The organism is Pusillimonas sp. (genome assembly GCF_044464525.1).
Lineage (GTDB): Bacteria > Pseudomonadota > Gammaproteobacteria > Burkholderiales > Burkholderiaceae_B > Pusillimonas.
The window spans coordinates 87,759-103,253 of the sequence record NZ_JBIQLE010000009.1; the positions used below are offsets into that span (position 1 = coordinate 87,759).

The following is a 15,495-nucleotide window of genomic DNA, read 5'->3' on the forward strand; positions in this document are numbered from 1 at the left end:
AACTATTTATATCGAATAATACATTGAAGCGGCGGTGGCTGGAAACCCTGGCTTTCCCCTTGAGTTCGCTCCTGCGCTAAACGCGCGCCAGCATGGCCGCCACCGTGGCGGCTATGCCTTCTTTGCGGCCCAGATGGCCCAGCCCTTCGTTGGTCTTGGCCTTGATGTTGACGGCGCTTTCCTCCAGCGCCAGGTCGGCGGCAATGTTCGCCGCCATCGCCGCCGCATGCGGCCCGATCTTGGGCGCCTGGGCATGCACCGTGGCGTCGATATTGACAACCCGCCAACCGGCCGCCATTACTTTTGCATAGGCATGGCGCAGCAGGCGGCGGCTGTCGGCGCCTTTGTAGGCCGGGTCGGTATCGGGAAAATGCCTGCCGATGTCGCCCAGACCGGCCGCGCCCAGCAAGGCGTCGGTTACGGCATGCAGCAAGACGTCGGCATCGGAATGCCCCGCCAGCCCGTGGGTATGGGGGATGCTTACCCCCCCTATGATCAACGGCCTGCCTTCCACCAACGCGTGTACGTCGAAGCCCTGTCCCACCCGGAAGGGAAAACTCATAACCATTTTTCCATCAGTTGAAAATCTTCCGGCCATGTCACCTTGAAATTGCGCACCGAGCCGGCCACCAGCCGAGGCTGGACTCCGGCCGCCTCCATGGCCGAGGCCTCGTCGGTGACCGGCCTGCCGGCCGCGTGCGCACGTTCAAGGGCGTGCAGCAGCTTCAGGGCGAGGAACATCTGGGGTGTCTGGGCCGCCCACAAAGCCTCACGGTCGACGGTGGATTGCACCGCGAAACCGCTGTCGGCCATGCCCGGCCCGCCGGTAAGCAGGCAGGCATCGCGATCAATCGCCACGGCTCGCTTGACCGTATCGGCCACCGGCAGCGCCAGCAAGCCACCCACGCCATGGGCAAGGCAAGTGTCGATGAGCCGTGCCAAGGCCTGCGCAGGCAAGCCTGGACGGGCAGCATCATGCACCAGCGCCCAATCGCCAGGCCCCGGCCGGGCCTCGCGCAGGGCCGACATCACCGTTTGCGCCCGAGTGGGCCCGCCGCAGGGGCTGACCACCGTGCGGGGCAGCCCCGCCAGGGCCGCTTCGGCAGCCTCGTCGCCGGCCGCCACGGCCACCAGCACCCGCTCGATGCGCTCATCGGCCAGCAAGGCGCGCACCGCGTGGCGCAGCATGGGTTCGCCGTGCAACAGACGGTATTGCTTGGGCTGGGAGGCATGTTCGCTTGCCGCAATTTGCGCTCGCTGACCGACCCCCGCAGCAGGAACAATGGCAATTAATTTATGAGGCATACAAAGATTTTATAATGAGAGCCATAAATGGCTACAGATACCTCTTCCCCCTTCTTGCTTTCCTCAACTCCCGCCCTGCTGAAGGCGCTCAAAACGGGCCAGCGCCATGCCGCGCCGACACCGCCCGGGTCCGGCGACGCGTGGCTTCTTGCCGACCTGGCGCGCCACGCCGGCAAGCCCATTGTGGCACTTTGCGCCGACCCGCTGACCGCGCAGCGCCTGGCCGACGAGATCAGGCTATTCGCGCCACAGTTGCGCATACGGCAGCTGCCCGACTGGGAGACCCTTCCCTATGATAATTTTTCGCCGCACCATGACCTGATCTCGGAACGGCTGCAGACCCTCAACGCCCTGCTGCAAGAGACCGTCGACATCCTGACGGTGCCGGTTACGACGGCGTTGTACCGCCTGGCGCCGCCGACCTTCCTGGCCGCCTATACGTTCTCGTTTCGCCAGGGCGACCAACTCGACGAAGAAGCCCTGCGCCGCCAGTTGACCTTGGCTAATTACTCGCACGTCACCCAGGTTACAGCCCCCGGCGAGTTCTGCATACGCGGCGGGCTGATCGATCTCTTTCCCATGGGATCGGTCCTGCCTTATCGGCTCGATCTATTTGACGACGAAATCGAGTCCATACGCAGTTTCGACGTCGACAGCCAGCGCAGCCTGTATCCCGTCAAAGAAGTGCAATTGCTGCCCGGGCGGGAATTTCCGATGGACGAAGAGGCGCGCAACCGATTCCGCGCCCGTTTTCGGGAGCACATCGAAGGCGATCCCTCGCGCGCACTGCCTTATAAAGACATCGGCAACGGCATCGCCTTCGCAGGAATCGAGTACTACCTGCCGCTGTTCTTCGAGGAAACGGCCACGCTGTTTGATTATCTTCCAGACAGCACGCTTACCGTGTCGGTGGGCGACATCGACGACGCCATGCGCCGTTTCGCCCAAGATACCCATAGCCGATATCAATTCCTGAAAAGCGACCGCGAACGTCCGGTGCTGCCCCCTGAAATGCTGTTCTTGGATGCCGAAACGCTTTTCATGCAGTTGAAGAGTTTCGCGCGCCTCGCCCTGGCGGCAGACGGACCACATCCGGAATTCGCACCTGTACCCGACGTCGCTGTGGCGCGTCGAGCCGAGAACCCCTTGGCCCGCTTGCAATCCGTCCTGGATGAAAGCGACGCCCGGCTGGTGCTGTGCGCCGATTCTGCGGGCCGTCGCGAGACCCTCCTGCAGATGCTTGCCGAACACGGCATCCGTCCCGACGGCAGCGCCGACACGCTGCAAGAATTCCTCAACCAGGATAACCACTTCAGCGTCGTCGTGGCGCCGTTGGCGGGCGGATTTCGCCTGCCGGGCAGCGGCCTGATACTGCTGACCGAGAACGACCTCTACCCCAACCAGGGCCATGCTCTGCGTAGGCGACGCCGTGCGCAAGAGCGCAGCAGCGACGTCGAGGCCATGGTTCGCGACCTGTCCGAACTGCGTGAAGGCGACCCGGTCGTCCATGCCCAGCACGGCATAGGCCGATACCATGGGCTGGTCGACATGGACCTGGGCGACGGCAAGATGGAGTTCCTGCATCTGGAATACGCCAACGGCAGCACGCTCTATGTGCCCGTCTCGCAGTTGCACGTCATCGCCCGCTACAGCGGCGCCGATCCGGACAGCGCCCCACTGCACCAGCTGGGCTCTGGTCAATGGGACAAGGCGCGCCGCAAGGCCGCGCGCCAGGTACGGGACGCTGCCGCCGAACTGCTGGCGCTCTATGCACTGCGTGCAGCACGCGAGGGCCACGCTTTCAAGCTGCCGCTTACCGATTACGAAGCTTTCTCCGAAGGCTTCGGTTTCGAGGAAACCCCCGACCAAGCCGCCGCCATCGAGGCCGTCCTGGGCGACATGACCTCGGGCAAGCCCATGGACCGCCTGGTCTGTGGCGACGTGGGCTTCGGCAAGACCGAAGTTGCGCTGCGCGCCGCCTTTCTGGCGGTGGCCAATGACCGTCAGGTGGCCCTGTTGTGTCCCACCACCCTGTTGGCCGAGCAACACGCCCAAACCTTCGCCGATCGCTTCGCCGACTGGCCCGTAAAGGTAGTCGAACTGTCGCGCTTCCGTTCCAGCAAAGAGGTCACCGCCACGGTGGCCGGCCTGAAGGACGGCACCGTGGATATCGTGATCGGCACCCACAAGATTTTGTCCAAAGACGTTTCCTTCAAGCGCCTGGGCCTGGTCATCATCGATGAAGAGCACCGGTTCGGCGTGCGCCAGAAAGAGGCATTGAAAGCGCTGCGGGCCGAGGTGGATGTTCTTACCCTTACTGCCACGCCCATTCCCCGCACCTTGGGCATGTCGCTTGAGGGCATACGCGATTTCTCAGTAATCGCCACCGCGCCACAAAAGCGCCTGGCCATCAAGACCTTCCTGCGGCGCGAAGACAACGGCACCATACGCGAGGCGCTCTTGCGCGAGCTGAAGCGCGGCGGCCAGGTGTACTTCCTGCACAACGAGGTCGAAACCATACACAACCGGCGAGCCCGCCTGGAAGAACTGGTGCCTGAAGCCCGCATCGCCGTCGCACACGGCCAAATGCCGGAACGTGAGCTTGAAGAGGTCATGAAAGGCTTCTATCAGCAGCGCTACAACGTGCTGCTATGCACCACCATCATTGAAACCGGCATCGATGTACCCACGGCCAACACCATCGTCATCCATCGAGCCGATCGCCTGGGCCTGGCGCAGCTTCACCAGCTGCGCGGCCGCGTGGGCCGTTCCCACCACCAGGCCTATGCCTACCTGCTTACCCCCGGCGAAGACGCCATTACGAACAATGCCAAGAAGCGCCTGGAGGCCATACAGGCCATGGAAGAGCTGGGCGCGGGCTTCTACCTGGCCATGCACGACCTCGAAATACGGGGAACCGGCGAGGTGCTCGGAGAATCGCAATCGGGCAACATCCACGAGATCGGTTTCTCGATGTACTCCGAGATGCTCAATACCGCGGTACGCGCCCTTAAGGCGGGCGAAGAACCCGACCTGGAAACGCCGTTCGCCACAAACTGCGAAGTGAACCTGCACGCCTCGGCGCTGCTGCCGTCCGACTACTGCCCCGATGTGCATGCTCGCCTTGGGCTGTACAAGAAGCTCTCTCATGCCCGCAGCGAAGACGACCTGATCATGATCCAGGAAGAACTGATCGACCGCTATGGCAAGCTGCCCGAAGCTGCGCAGACGCTGCTGGCCACCCACCGCCTGCGCCTCATCGCCGAGCCGCTGGGCGTCATCAAGATCGACGCCGGCGAGAACCAGGCCATGATACAGTTCAACGCCCAGCCCAACATCGATCCGATGCGCATCATCGAGCTGGTGCAAACCCGGCGCGACGTCAAGCTGGCGGGCCAGGACAAGATCAAGATAGAGATCAAGCCCCCAGCCACCGGCGGCAAACCCAATGCGCGCGACATCGCGTCCGGCGGTGCAGGCCAAGGCGCAACCAGCAATGTTCCGGCCCGCATAGACGCGGTGCGCGCAGTGCTGCGCGCACTGGTATAAGGTGCTTGTGCCTCCATGCCGCCGGCGCTTGCGCACTGTGGGCCGCTTTGCACGCGGCCGGCTCGAAACCTTGGCCGCTTCCCGCGTTTATGCTCGCCCAAAGCCTTCGCCGTGCAGATAAAGGCATGAACAATTCGTCCAATTCAGCAACCATCACCTGACAACATTCCACCATGAGCCATCTCATCCTCCAGTCTCCAAGCCTGCGCACTGAAAATGTCGAACGAATAGCCGCCCTCGCCAGCGCCCAGGGCGTGCACAGCTTGGGCAACACAGCGGTCCATCTCCTGGACGTTGACGAAGGCCTGAGCGCTGAAATCGGCCCGGAGTGCGAAGCCCTCGGCATGGATTACGCCTTCCTGGATCGCATTCGCAGCCTGCGTGAATGCAAGATACTGGCCATGGACATGGACTCCACCCTGATCAACATCGAATGTATCGACGAGATCGCCGACATGGTCGGCCGCAAATCCGAGGTCGCGGCCATCACCGAAGCCGCCATGCGCGGTGAAATCACCGATTTCGCCGACAGCCTGCGTCGCCGGGTGGCACTGCTTGAAGGCGTGCCGGCCTCCGATCTGGAAAGGGTCTATGCCGAACGTCTCTGCTTGAACGCGGGCGCAGAGCGCCTCATTGAAAGCGCACACGCGGCGGGGCTCAAGACTCTGCTCGTATCCGGAGGCTTCACCTTGTTCACACACAAGCTGCAAGAACGGTTGGGCCTGGATGAAACCCATGCAAATGTGCTTGAAATCGAGAACGGAATGCTAACCGGCAAGGTCTTGGGCCCCATCGTGGACGCCCAAGGCAAGGCCGATCATGTATCGGCGCTGGCTCAACGCCTGGGGGCGGAGAAGGACCAGATCATCGCCCTGGGCGATGGGGCCAACGATCTGAAAATGCTGGCCTTGGCAGGATATTCGGTGGCCTACCGGGCCAAGCCGGTGGTGCGCGAGCAAACCCGCTTCGCGATCAATTTCAGCGGATTGGACGCCGTGCTGAACTGGTTCAAGGCCTGAACCGCCACCCCCGTTTCAAGCGGGGCACACCGCTGCGACTTATTTCTTCTGCATATACAGGTCGATGCGCTTGAGCAGCTCGAGCAGCAGCTCACGCTCTTTGGCGGTAATGGCCTCTAACGCATCTTCAATAATTTGGTGGCCCGCGGGCCAGGCGTCTTGATAGGTCCGCTTGCCCGCCGCCGTCAAGAACACGCGCATGTAGCGGCTGTCGTCTTTGTCTTGTTTGCGGCGCACCAGCTTGCGCGCTTCCATCTGGTCGATGACCCGGCTAAGCGCGGGCTGGCGTATGACAATGCTGCGGGCGATATCGCCGATCTGCTGGCCGTCGATTTCGAACAGCACTTGCAGCACACGGAAGTGCGCATGGGTCAGGTCCAGGTCGCGCAGCACAGAGTCGCGCAGTTCTTGATTCATGCGTGAAGTAATGGAGTCCATGCGGAACGCCACGTTTTTTTGCAGGCTCCAGTTGTCGTCCGTCAGTACGGCTTGCGTGACAGGGGCCTTTCGGCGTCTAGCTGGTGGTGCTTTCATGATACGGACGCTCTGAATTGTTCTTTGCGCTATGGCTCGGCATGGGTGGAAATATCTCTGGTGATAGCGTTTCAAGATTGGGGAATGGTATTTAACATGCTAATACATATGTATAGGTGTATTCACCAATACACGCATAAACATTAGACCAAATACCCCAGGGCAGAAGTATAGGAAACTTTTTCAGCTAGGTGTTTTCACTGATTATATGATTCTACATATGTATTGACGTATATCAATTCGGCTCTTATGATTTTCCCCATACGCAGAACATCAAGCCATGGAGGAAACTATGGAACAGTCAACTCAACCAGCATCCGCGCAGCGCTACTATCAACCTCGGCGCCTGGGGCACGTCAATCTTTGGGTAGAGGATATTCACGAATCCGAACGCTTCTACAGCACAGTCTGCGGCCTGAAGGTGGAGTTCACCGAACCCGACCTGATCGCCACGTTTCTGGGCACCGGGCATACCCCGCACGACCTGGGCATGATGCAAACCACCAAGGGCATACCCCGTTATGGCCGCAACGGCCTGTTGCAACTGCCGGGCACCATAGGCCTGGAACCGGGGCTGAACCATCTGGCCTGGGAACTTGAAAATGAAGCTCAACTGGTGGAAGCCTTTCGCAAGCTGAAACAAGACAACATCGAAACCGACCTGACAGTCGATCATCAAGTCGCCCACAGCGTCTACATGTTCGACCCCGACGGCAACTACAACGAGTTCTACTGCGACACCGTCAAAGACTGGCGCAAAGTGCTGACCGGCCCCATGGAGCTTCTGACCAGTTTCTGGGATCCTCTTCAGGCCGAAGGCTTTACCGAAGGGCGCTACGAACATAACCCCGTCCTTGAAATCGTCGAGTCGGCGCCCGTGCATCCCTGGCGCCTGACGCATGCCACGCTTCAAACGCCGCGCCTGGACGAAATGGTCGAGTTCTATACCAACATAGCCGGCCTGCGTGTCGTGGCCCGCGAAGACGGCGCTGTTTACCTGAACACCAACCTTGAGGCTTACGATTACACGCTGATATTGGTGCCCGACGACAAGCCGGCCTATCACCACGTCTCGTTTCAGCTTGCCAACCTTGAAACTCTCGAACGGGCCAAGGCGGGCCTGGCCCAGGCGGGCGTGGCCATCGAGCAGGAAACGCAACTGCCCTGGAAGCACAGTCTCTTCCTGCGCGACCCCGACGGCCAGCTCAGCGAATGGTATGTCGCTCAGCCCGGTAAACGAATGCTGTCGGCGCGCGGCGATCTGCCTTTGGCCATGGCCGTGTAGGAGCATTTACATGACGAAGAAACTAAAGGCGATTATCGCGGGCGGCGGCATAGGCGGGCTGGCTACGGCTGCGGCTCTGGCCCAGCGCGGATGGGATGTCACCGTCTACGAGCGTCAGGACGCTTTGCGCGCAGTCGGCGCCGGCATCTACATCTGGGAGAACGGCCTCAGGGTGCTGGAAGCCCTGGGCGCATACGAAGAAGCCACGGCGGGCGCTTTTCGGGGCACGCATTTCGAGCAGCGCGATGCACAAGGCAACATCATCGAGTCGGCTCCCATTGAAGCCGACAAGCGCCTATTGACCGTGCCGCGCAGCATGCTGCTGGACGCGCTGAAAAACGCCTGTCTGCGGGCGGGGGTGCACGTGGTGACACATGCCGAAGTCATAGGCGCCACGTCACGCGGCGAACTGTTGTTCCCAAACAATGAAACGGTGCAGGCCGACCTGGCGGTGGGCGTGGACGGCATCTGGTCCAAGGTGCGCACCTCGCTGGGGCTGGAGCGGCTGCATGAGCAAACCCGCGAAGGCGCCCTGCGCACGATGATACCCGCACAACCCGGCGATTTCGGCCCGGACGGCGTGGGCAAATACATTGAATGCTGGAACGGCGAACGACGCTTCCTGATCACCCCGGTCAGCGAGCACGAAACCTACCTCGCGCTCACCTGCCCACATGATGACAAAGCCGCGCGCAGCATGCCCGTAAACAAAGCATTATGGACAGCCGATTTTCCGCAATGGAAGCATCTGATCGACCGCATCGGCAGCGCGCCCATCAACTGGGGCGTCTACAGCATTACACGCTGTCATGCCTGGTCGGCCGGCCGTACCGCCATCCTTGGCGACGCGGCCCACGCCCAAACCCCCAATCTTGGGCAGGGCGGCGGCATGGCCATGCAAAACGGCCTGTCCTTGGCCGTGCACCTCCAGGGGGTGGACGACCCACGCGACATCCCCGCCGCCCTCGAGCGCTGGGAAGGCAGTGAGCGTGAGCTCACCGAGCACTGCCAGCGATGGGCCTCTTTGTATGGCGAAGTCACTTACCTGCCGGACGACATTCGCAACCGCGTCATGCGCGGAGCCATGAGCGACCCCTGGATCGCCTCGCAAGTATTTCGCGCGGCCAACCATGCACCGACAGGCACGAAGTAAGTTTTACCCCGTGGGCCGGGCTTGGCCCCATAAAACAATCAGGAGACAAGAATGAAACAACGAAGCGTAATATTGCGCCTGGCCGTCGCGGCCCTGGCGTTATGCGCATCCGGCGCCGCACTTGCGGCTGACCCTGTGCGTATCGGTTTCGGCATTTCGCGCACAGGCGATACCGCGCCGACATCGGCGGGGCCGCTCGCGGCCTACGAGCTATGGCGCGACCAGGTCAACGCCAACGGAGGCTTGGACGTCAAGGGCGAGAAGCGCCCGGTGGAATTCGTCATCTACGACGACCAATCCGACGTAAGCAAAGAAGCCGCAATCTATGAGAAGCTGATCTCGGACGACGAAGTGGATCTGCTTCTGTCGCCCTGGGGCTCGCACAATCACTTCGCCATTGTCGGTGTGTTGGAGAAACACGGCTTTCCCATGGTGGGCAGCACGGCCTCGTCGTTGCAGATCCGCTCACTGAAGGCGAAGAACATCTGGTTTCCCACCTCGTCTATGCCGGACGCCCACGGCAGGGAAATGGCAAAAATGCTGACCGACCTGGGCGTCAAGACCGTGGCGGTCAACACCGTGCAGTCGGGCTTTCCAATGGAAAACCGCCAGGAATTGCTCCCGGCGCTGAAAGAAGCGGGAATAAAGGTTGTGCTGGACCGCCAATACGCGCTGGGAGCCAAGGACATGACCAGCACCCTGACGGAAATCAAGCGCTTGCAGCCCGATGCGGTCATCAATCTGTCGTATCCGCCAGATGCCATCCTGTATATGCGCGGCGCCCGAGAGCAGAACATTACGGTGCCGTTCCAGTTCCTGCTGGTCGGCCCCACCGCGGCTTTCTTCAGCAAGATGTTCGGCGCCAACCTGGACAACATCGTAACCATGGGCCACTGGTCGCCCGACAAGACCGACTGGCCAAAGGCCAAGCCCTTCTTCGACGCCTACAAGGCCAAGATGGGCGAAGCGCCCGACTACCTGGACGCCGTGCTGGCCTATATGTCCGCCGAGATACTTGAACAGGCCGTGGCCAAGGCGGGGCTGGACAAAGACGCCTTGCGCGAAGCCATCTCCACCGAAACCTTCTCCACCATCAACGGTCCGGTCCGCTTCGAGGGCGTGCAAAACGTGACCACGCCCACGATGTTCCTCCAGTTCCAGGATGGCGCCGCACAGATCATCCATCCGCCTGAGATGGCCACGGCCAAGTTCCAGCCCAAGCAAAAGTGGGAACAGTAATCCAAGATGAATGTCCTGTTCTCTCCTGAACTGCTGATCGCAACCTTGGCATTGGCGTCGATCTATGCCTTGGTTGCCTTGGGCTTGAACCTTATCTACGGGGCGATGCGGCTGTTGAACGTGGCGCATGGTGAAATCATGATGCTGGGCGCCTACATCGCCTTCGGCCTGTTCACGGCGTGGAAAGTGTCGCCGCTGGTATCCATGTTCGGCGCCATGCTGGCCGCCGCGGCGCTGGGCTGGCTGTGCTATGAGCTGCTGATCAAGCGCCTGTCGCGCACACCGGCCCTGGTGCAGCGCATCGAAGCCAACTCGCTGCTGGTGTTCTTCGCCTTGTCGGTGATCTTGCAAAACCTGGGCGCGCTGGCCTTCTCGGCCAACGCGCGCAGCTACAGCTACATGGAGTCGCTGGTGCAGATAGGCTCGGTCAGCGTGGCCCTGAACCGCCTGGTCATCATCGCCGTCAGCGTGGCGGCCACAGCCGCCGTGATGCTGTTCTTTCGCTTCGGCATCACCGGCCTTGCGATACGCGCGCTGATACAACAGCGCGACGCGGCCTCGCTGGTGGGCATCCACGCCGACAAAGTCAACCGCGTCATCTTCTGCCTGGGCTTCGCCCTGGCGGCGCTGGCCGGGTCGCTCGTCAGCATGGTCGAAAGCATCACGCCGTTCTCGGGCTTTCCCTTCACGATAGCGGCGTTCTTCGTCATTATCCTGGGCGGGCTGGGTTCCATAGGCGGCAGCATGGCGGGCGCCTTGCTGCTGGCCTGTGTAGAGGTTTACGGCGGAGCGCTCACTTCACCGGCCTATCGCTCCATCCTGCTGTACGGCGTGTTCATTCTCGTGCTGTTCGTGCGGCCCCAAGGTTTGTTTGGCAGGAGGACGGCATGAGCAGTGCGCGTTTTTCAGGTTTCGCGGGCTGGTTGGTCGTACTGGCGGCATCGGCCATCGCCCCCCTCACGCTGGGCAGCTATGGCCAGAACGTCCTGATGCAGATGTACGGGTGGATAGCACTGACAGCGAGCTGGGTCGCCTTCTCAGGCATGACGGGCTATATCTCGCTTGGGCACGCTGTTTTCTACGGCATGGGCGGCTACATCATGGCCCTGTTGTGGATGCAGGCGCCGATACTGGTGGTGTTGCCTTTGGCCGCATTGGCGGCCGCCGCTTTCGCGGCCCTGGTCGGCCTGCCGGCGCTGCGCGTCAGAGGGCCCTACTTCGTCATCCTGACCTTCGGACTGGCGGAGTTCTTCAAATACGTGGTGGTGGCGATAGAGTCTGCCTTGGGCATCAGCGGCCGCTTGCTGCTGGGCGCACCCGACGTCCTGTGGCTGAGCTACGGCATGCTAGCGCTGGCGGCGCTGGCTGTGCTGCTGGTGATGGCGCTAAGACATTCGCGGCTTGGCGTGGCGCTGTGGGCGGTGCGCGAGGACGAAACGGCGGCGGCGACCCTGGGCGTGCCCACCACCCGGGTAAAGCTGCTGGCTTTCGTCCTGTCAGCCGTCATACCCGCGATGGTGGGCGCCCTGACGGTATTGCGCTCGACCTATTTCGAACCCATGCAGATGTTCAGCCCCATGACCTCGTTCACCATTGTCACGATGGCCATCATAGGCGGAAGCGACAGGCCGGCCGGGCCGGTGCTGGGGGCTGCATTCATCATGCTGCTGTCCGAACTGCTGTGGTCCCGCATGCCCGAGTTCTACATGGTTCTGCTGGGTGTGCTGCTGCTGGGCTTCGTATTGTTCGCGCCCGATGGCATCGTGGGTAAATGGCAGGCGCGGCGCGGCCGCGCCGGCGGAGGCGGCTGATGGAAACCTTATTACAAGTGCAACAGGTCACCCGGCGTTTCGGCGGCATCGTCGCCGTGTCGGACGTCAGTTTCGAGATGCGCCAGAACGAAATCCTGGGCCTGATGGGAGCAAACGGCGCCGGCAAGACGACCTTGTTTTCGATGATAGCGGGCAATCTGCCACCCAGTTCAGGGCGGATACTGTTCGAGGGCAAGGCTGTGCCGGCCCGCCCCGAGCAGACCAGCCGGCTGGGCATAGCCCGCACATTCCAGATCGTCAGGCCCTTTCCCGGCATGACGGTGCTGGAGAACTGCATGGTGGGCGCCTTGTACGGCAGCGGTCGCCAGCGCGATATGGCTGTGGCCCGCGGTTTCTGCGAAGAGATACTGGAAGAGGTCGGGCTGTCCACGCAGATGCACAAGGCAGCCGCTGCCCTGACGCTCGCCGGCCGCAAGCGCCTGGAGATTGCACGCGCCCTTTCCACCCAGCCTCGCCTGCTCTTGCTGGACGAAGTGCTGGCGGGCCTGAACGCCAGCGAGGTCGACGAAGCTGTGGCGCTGATCGAACAAATCAGGCAACGACACAGCCTTAGCGTCATCATCATTGAACACGTCATGAAGGTGCTTATGCGCATGAGCCACCGCATCGTGGTTTTGCACGAAGGCAAGAAACTGATGGAAGGCACGCCTGCCGAAGTCGGCGGCGACCCTCGTGTCATCCAAGCCTACCTCGGAGAAAGAAATGCCCGTACTGCTTGAAACGCGCGACTTGTGCAGCGGATATGGCGACATACAGATTCTGAAGCAGGTCAGCATCACGCTGGAGCAAGGCAAGGTGACGGCTTTCGTCGGCAGCAACGGAGCGGGCAAAACCACCTTGATGCGCACGCTGGCCGGCCTGTTGTCCACCAGGCGCGGCTCCATCCTTCTGGCGGGCAAGCCCGTGGACAAGCTGAGTCCGCCCGAAAGGCTGGCGCTTGGGCTGTCACTCGTGCCCGAGGGCCGGCTGGTGTTTCCCGATTTCTCGGTGGCCGACACCTTGCGCATAGGCGCTTATACGCCCCATGCGCGGGCAGGCTGGCGCGAGCGCGCCGAGCAGATGTATGAATTGTTTCCACGCCTGAAAGAACGCCGCGGCAACCAGGCCGGGTTTCTATCGGGCGGCGAACAACAGATGCTGGCGCTGGCCCGCAGCCTGATGTCAAACCCCAGCCTGCTGCTGCTGGACGAACCCACACTGGGCCTGGCCCCCACCATGGTCGACGAGCTCTTCGATATTCTGGGCCGCATACGCGATACGGGCGTTACGATAGGCTTGGTGGAACAGAACATCCAGGCAGCGCTGAGCCTGTCTGATTTCGCCTACGTGATGGAAGACGGCCACATGGCGCTTAGCGGAGCCAGCCAAGAATTGCTGAATTCCCCCGCCGTGCGCGACACCTATCTGGGCATACAAGAGGCGGTTTAGCCCAACCTTGATTTGAGACACAAACATGGCAGGCCGACGGCGCTTAAGAACCCACATCCGCAACCCCAACGAATCGACAATTAATCGAACCATTGAGTCGAATCAAAAACCCCCTACCGCCGTCGCCCCTGCCGCCGCATCAAATACCGCAGCACAAACCCCGGATAAGCCAACACCAGATAAAGGCTGAGCGTAATGGCGTAGAACTCCCAGCCTTGCTCAAACGGGTTGCCGATATTCGCTTCGAAAGCCAGGCCGAGCGTACCCACCATCGAATACAACACCAGCACCTCGATCAGGCGCGCCAGCACCGGCTTCCCGACCGAAACCGCTCGATTACGCCATCCGGGGTAGGCCAGCAGCAGCACTGCGAGCACCAGCGTGCCGGCCACCTTGCCCAGGAACAACGCCGCCGACGCCCCGTCCGATCCAATGAAAGCATCGCCGATCAGATCGAGCGTCAGCCGGTACCATCCCGCCAGCAAAGCAAAGAAAACCACCGACTCAAGTAAACGGAGCACTATCGGGCGCGGGGGCTCGCCTGGCTGCGCCCATGGCAACGCCAACAAATGGCGTTCCAACAAAAACGGCAGGCTTGCGGTAGCAAAAGCCAGCAATATCACCACCCAGACCGCAAGCGATTGATCCATGCGCGTTTAGTATCCCAACGAGGTTTCAATGGCCCGTACACACAGAGCCATGAGCCCGCCAGGCAGGACGCCCAGAACCAGGATGGCCAATCCGTTGATCGACATCAACCCATTCGGCAAGATGCCGGCGGGCGCCGAAAGAGTCTCGCCTTCCGGCTCGTCGAAATAAGCCATTTTCACCACACGCAGGTAATAGAAAGCGCCAATCAAAGAGAACAGCACTGCTATCACCGCGATCGAGATATAGCCTGCTCCGATCAAGGCTTGAAGCACCGCCAGCTTCGCATAAAAGCCCACCATGGGCGGAATACCGGTCAAGGAGAACATCGTTACCAGCAACACCCCGGCAAGGACCGGGCTACGCTGATTCAGGCCTTTCAGATCAGAAATCTTCTCGCAATCGAACCCCTGGCGACTAAGCAACAAGATCAGGCCGAATGAGGCTAGCGTGGTCAACACATAGGTAAGCATATAGAAAAGCGCCGACCCATAAGCCTGGCCTGTGGCGGCAGCCTGGCCTTCGACCACGCCCGACAGCAAGCCGAGAAACACAAAGCCCATGTGCGAGATGGTGGAATATGCCAGCATGCGCTTGAAGTTCGTTTGAACAATGGCCGTCAGGTTGCCAATGGCAAGCGAAAGCACGGCCATGATCAGCAGCATCGGTTGCCAATCGAAGGCGAGCCCATGCAACGCCTCGGTAAGCAGGCGCAGCACAATAGCGAACGAAGCAATCTTGGGCGCCGCGCCCAGGATCAAGGTCACCGAGGTGGGAGCGCCATGGTAGACGTCGGGCACCCACATGTGGAAGGGCACGGCGCCCAGCTTGAACGCCAGGCCGGCGACAATAAACACCACTCCGAACACCAAGGCCATATGATTGGTTTCGCCCGCCGCGATGGTCTGCGCGACCAAGGTCAAGTCCAACTGGCCGGTGGCGCCGTAGATCATCGACAGGCCATACAGCAGCACCCCCGACGCCAGTGAGCCGAGCACAAAGTATTTCATGGCCGACTCGACGGCAGGCCTGTGGTCTCGACGTAGCGCGATAAGCGCATACAGAGCGAAGGACATCAACTCTACGCCCAGATAGACGGTAAGCAGGTTGCCCGCCGAGATCATGACCATCTGCCCCAGCAAGGCAAAGAGCGTCAGCGTGTACAGCTCTCCACCGTTATTGAGCATGTCGCGCCCTTCCGCATACGCGCGACCGTATACAAGGGTAACCGCCACGGCGATATAGGAGGCGATCTTCAACAGATGGGCTAAGGGATCAACCACGTACAGGCCGTGGAAAGTCGTGCCCACCAGGCCGTTGGACCACTGCAGCGCGCTGACCACGGTTACCACGACAAGCGTGCCCAGGCTAAGAACGAAAGTCAGATGACGATCCGTAGTCTTGGAAAAGGCGTCGATCAGCAGAATTGCCGCGGTAAGGACCAGGAGCAGAATCTCGGGCAGCGCCAATGCGAAATGAAATTGATTTTGCATAGTGATCCAG

The 15,495-nt window shown here is 61.1% G+C and carries 14 protein-coding genes; 9 read left to right on the forward strand and 5 right to left on the reverse strand.

From position 1 onward, the window contains the following. Positions 1 to 76: 76 nt before the first annotated feature. Both ispF and ispD read right to left on the reverse strand, forming a co-directional pair. Positions 77 to 562 carry a 2-C-methyl-D-erythritol 2,4-cyclodiphosphate synthase gene (gene ispF / locus ACIY1O_RS07130; RefSeq protein ID WP_397474398.1) on the reverse strand — a complete coding sequence of 162 codons (486 nt, stop codon included), beginning with the start codon at positions 560 to 562 and terminating at the stop codon, positions 77 to 79. Next, positions 559 to 1,305, reverse strand: a complete 747-nt coding sequence (gene ispD / locus ACIY1O_RS07135) for a 2-C-methyl-D-erythritol 4-phosphate cytidylyltransferase (protein ID WP_397474399.1) — start codon at positions 1,303 to 1,305, stop codon at positions 559 to 561. Before ispD ends, ispF begins: the two co-directional genes overlap by 4 nt. Before the next feature lie 27 nt (positions 1,306 to 1,332). On the opposite strand from ispD, the gene mfd reads away from it, so the two are divergent. After that, positions 1,333 to 4,854, forward strand: a complete 3,522-nt coding sequence (mfd, locus tag ACIY1O_RS07140; RefSeq protein ID WP_397474400.1) for a transcription-repair coupling factor — start codon at positions 1,333 to 1,335, stop codon at positions 4,852 to 4,854. A gap of 173 nt (positions 4,855 to 5,027) precedes the next feature. Next, positions 5,028 to 5,873, forward strand: coding sequence for a phosphoserine phosphatase SerB (gene serB, locus ACIY1O_RS07145; protein ID WP_397474401.1), 846 nt, complete (start codon positions 5,028 to 5,030; stop codon positions 5,871 to 5,873). A gap of 39 nt (positions 5,874 to 5,912) precedes the next feature. Here serB and ACIY1O_RS07150 read toward each other — a convergent pair whose 3' ends face one another. After that, positions 5,913 to 6,407, reverse strand: coding sequence for a MarR family winged helix-turn-helix transcriptional regulator (locus ACIY1O_RS07150; protein ID WP_397474402.1), 495 nt, complete (start codon positions 6,405 to 6,407; stop codon positions 5,913 to 5,915). 292 nt (positions 6,408 to 6,699) lie between these two features. On the opposite strand from ACIY1O_RS07150, the gene ACIY1O_RS07155 reads away from it, so the two are divergent. Genes ACIY1O_RS07155 through ACIY1O_RS07185 form a run of 7 tightly spaced genes read left to right on the forward strand, consistent with a single transcriptional unit; the run spans position 6,700 to position 13,344 of the window. Beyond that, complete coding sequence (locus ACIY1O_RS07155) at positions 6,700 to 7,692, forward strand: VOC family protein (RefSeq protein ID WP_397474403.1); 993 nt, start codon at positions 6,700 to 6,702, stop codon at positions 7,690 to 7,692. Positions 7,693 to 7,702: 10 nt separating this feature from the next. Next, a complete protein-coding gene (locus ACIY1O_RS07160) occupies positions 7,703 to 8,845 on the forward strand; it encodes an FAD-dependent oxidoreductase (RefSeq protein WP_397474404.1) in 1,143 nt (380 codons plus the stop codon). 51 nt (positions 8,846 to 8,896) lie between these two features. Beyond that, positions 8,897 to 10,084 carry an amino acid ABC transporter substrate-binding protein gene (locus ACIY1O_RS07165; protein WP_397474405.1) on the forward strand — a complete coding sequence of 396 codons (1,188 nt, stop codon included), beginning with the start codon at positions 8,897 to 8,899 and terminating at the stop codon, positions 10,082 to 10,084. A 6-nt stretch (positions 10,085 to 10,090) separates the two neighbouring features. Next, complete coding sequence (locus ACIY1O_RS07170) at positions 10,091 to 10,975, forward strand: branched-chain amino acid ABC transporter permease (RefSeq protein WP_397474406.1); 885 nt, start codon at positions 10,091 to 10,093, stop codon at positions 10,973 to 10,975. Next, positions 10,972 to 11,895 (forward strand): branched-chain amino acid ABC transporter permease, encoded by a 924-nt coding sequence (locus tag ACIY1O_RS07175; RefSeq protein WP_397474407.1) that lies wholly within the window; start codon positions 10,972 to 10,974, stop codon positions 11,893 to 11,895. Before ACIY1O_RS07170 ends, ACIY1O_RS07175 begins: the two co-directional genes overlap by 4 nt. Then, positions 11,895 to 12,635: an ABC transporter ATP-binding protein gene (locus ACIY1O_RS07180; protein WP_397474408.1), complete on the forward strand. Its 741-nt coding sequence runs from the start codon at positions 11,895 to 11,897 to the stop codon at positions 12,633 to 12,635. Before ACIY1O_RS07175 ends, ACIY1O_RS07180 begins: the two co-directional genes overlap by 1 nt. Then, the gene (locus tag ACIY1O_RS07185; RefSeq protein ID WP_397474409.1) at positions 12,619 to 13,344 is read left to right on the forward strand and encodes an ABC transporter ATP-binding protein; all 726 of its coding nucleotides are present in this window, start codon (positions 12,619 to 12,621) and stop codon (positions 13,342 to 13,344) included. Before ACIY1O_RS07180 ends, ACIY1O_RS07185 begins: the two co-directional genes overlap by 17 nt. A 113-nt stretch (positions 13,345 to 13,457) precedes the next feature. Here the strand turns inward: ACIY1O_RS07185 and ACIY1O_RS17515 are convergent, their stop codons facing one another. Beyond that, complete coding sequence (locus ACIY1O_RS17515; protein WP_487047368.1) at positions 13,458 to 13,994, reverse strand: DUF2818 family protein; 537 nt, start codon at positions 13,992 to 13,994, stop codon at positions 13,458 to 13,460. Positions 13,995 to 14,000: 6 nt separating this feature from the next. After that, positions 14,001 to 15,485, reverse strand: coding sequence for an NADH-quinone oxidoreductase subunit NuoN (gene nuoN / locus ACIY1O_RS07200; RefSeq protein WP_397474410.1), 1,485 nt, complete (start codon positions 15,483 to 15,485; stop codon positions 14,001 to 14,003). Between the last annotated feature and the right edge of the window lie 10 nt (positions 15,486 to 15,495).

What these genes read in the sequence shown, in the direction of transcription:
- ACIY1O_RS07160 (WP_397474404.1), top strand. Translation starts at nt 7,703, where the DNA reads ATGACGAAGAAACTAAAGGCGATTATCGCGGGCGGCGGCATAGGCGGG.
- ACIY1O_RS07165 (WP_397474405.1), top strand. Translation starts at nt 8,897, where the DNA reads ATGAAACAACGAAGCGTAATATTGCGCCTGGCCGTCGCGGCCCTGGCG.
- ispF (WP_397474398.1), bottom strand. Translation starts at nt 562, where the DNA reads ATGAGTTTTCCCTTCCGGGTGGGACAGGGCTTCGACGTACACGCGTTG.
- ACIY1O_RS07170 (WP_397474406.1), top strand. Translation starts at nt 10,091, where the DNA reads ATGAATGTCCTGTTCTCTCCTGAACTGCTGATCGCAACCTTGGCATTG.
- ACIY1O_RS07150 (WP_397474402.1), bottom strand. Translation starts at nt 6,407, where the DNA reads ATGAAAGCACCACCAGCTAGACGCCGAAAGGCCCCTGTCACGCAAGCC.
- ispD (WP_397474399.1), bottom strand. Translation starts at nt 1,305, where the DNA reads ATGCCTCATAAATTAATTGCCATTGTTCCTGCTGCGGGGGTCGGTCAG.
- ACIY1O_RS17515 (WP_487047368.1), bottom strand. Translation starts at nt 13,994, where the DNA reads ATGGATCAATCGCTTGCGGTCTGGGTGGTGATATTGCTGGCTTTTGCT.
- serB (WP_397474401.1), top strand. Translation starts at nt 5,028, where the DNA reads ATGAGCCATCTCATCCTCCAGTCTCCAAGCCTGCGCACTGAAAATGTC.
- ACIY1O_RS07155 (WP_397474403.1), top strand. Translation starts at nt 6,700, where the DNA reads ATGGAACAGTCAACTCAACCAGCATCCGCGCAGCGCTACTATCAACCT.
- nuoN (WP_397474410.1), bottom strand. Translation starts at nt 15,485, where the DNA reads ATGCAAAATCAATTTCATTTCGCATTGGCGCTGCCCGAGATTCTGCTC.
- mfd (WP_397474400.1), top strand. Translation starts at nt 1,333, where the DNA reads ATGGCTACAGATACCTCTTCCCCCTTCTTGCTTTCCTCAACTCCCGCC.
- ACIY1O_RS07185 (WP_397474409.1), top strand. Translation starts at nt 12,619, where the DNA reads ATGCCCGTACTGCTTGAAACGCGCGACTTGTGCAGCGGATATGGCGAC.
- ACIY1O_RS07180 (WP_397474408.1), top strand. Translation starts at nt 11,895, where the DNA reads ATGGAAACCTTATTACAAGTGCAACAGGTCACCCGGCGTTTCGGCGGC.
- ACIY1O_RS07175 (WP_397474407.1), top strand. Translation starts at nt 10,972, where the DNA reads ATGAGCAGTGCGCGTTTTTCAGGTTTCGCGGGCTGGTTGGTCGTACTG.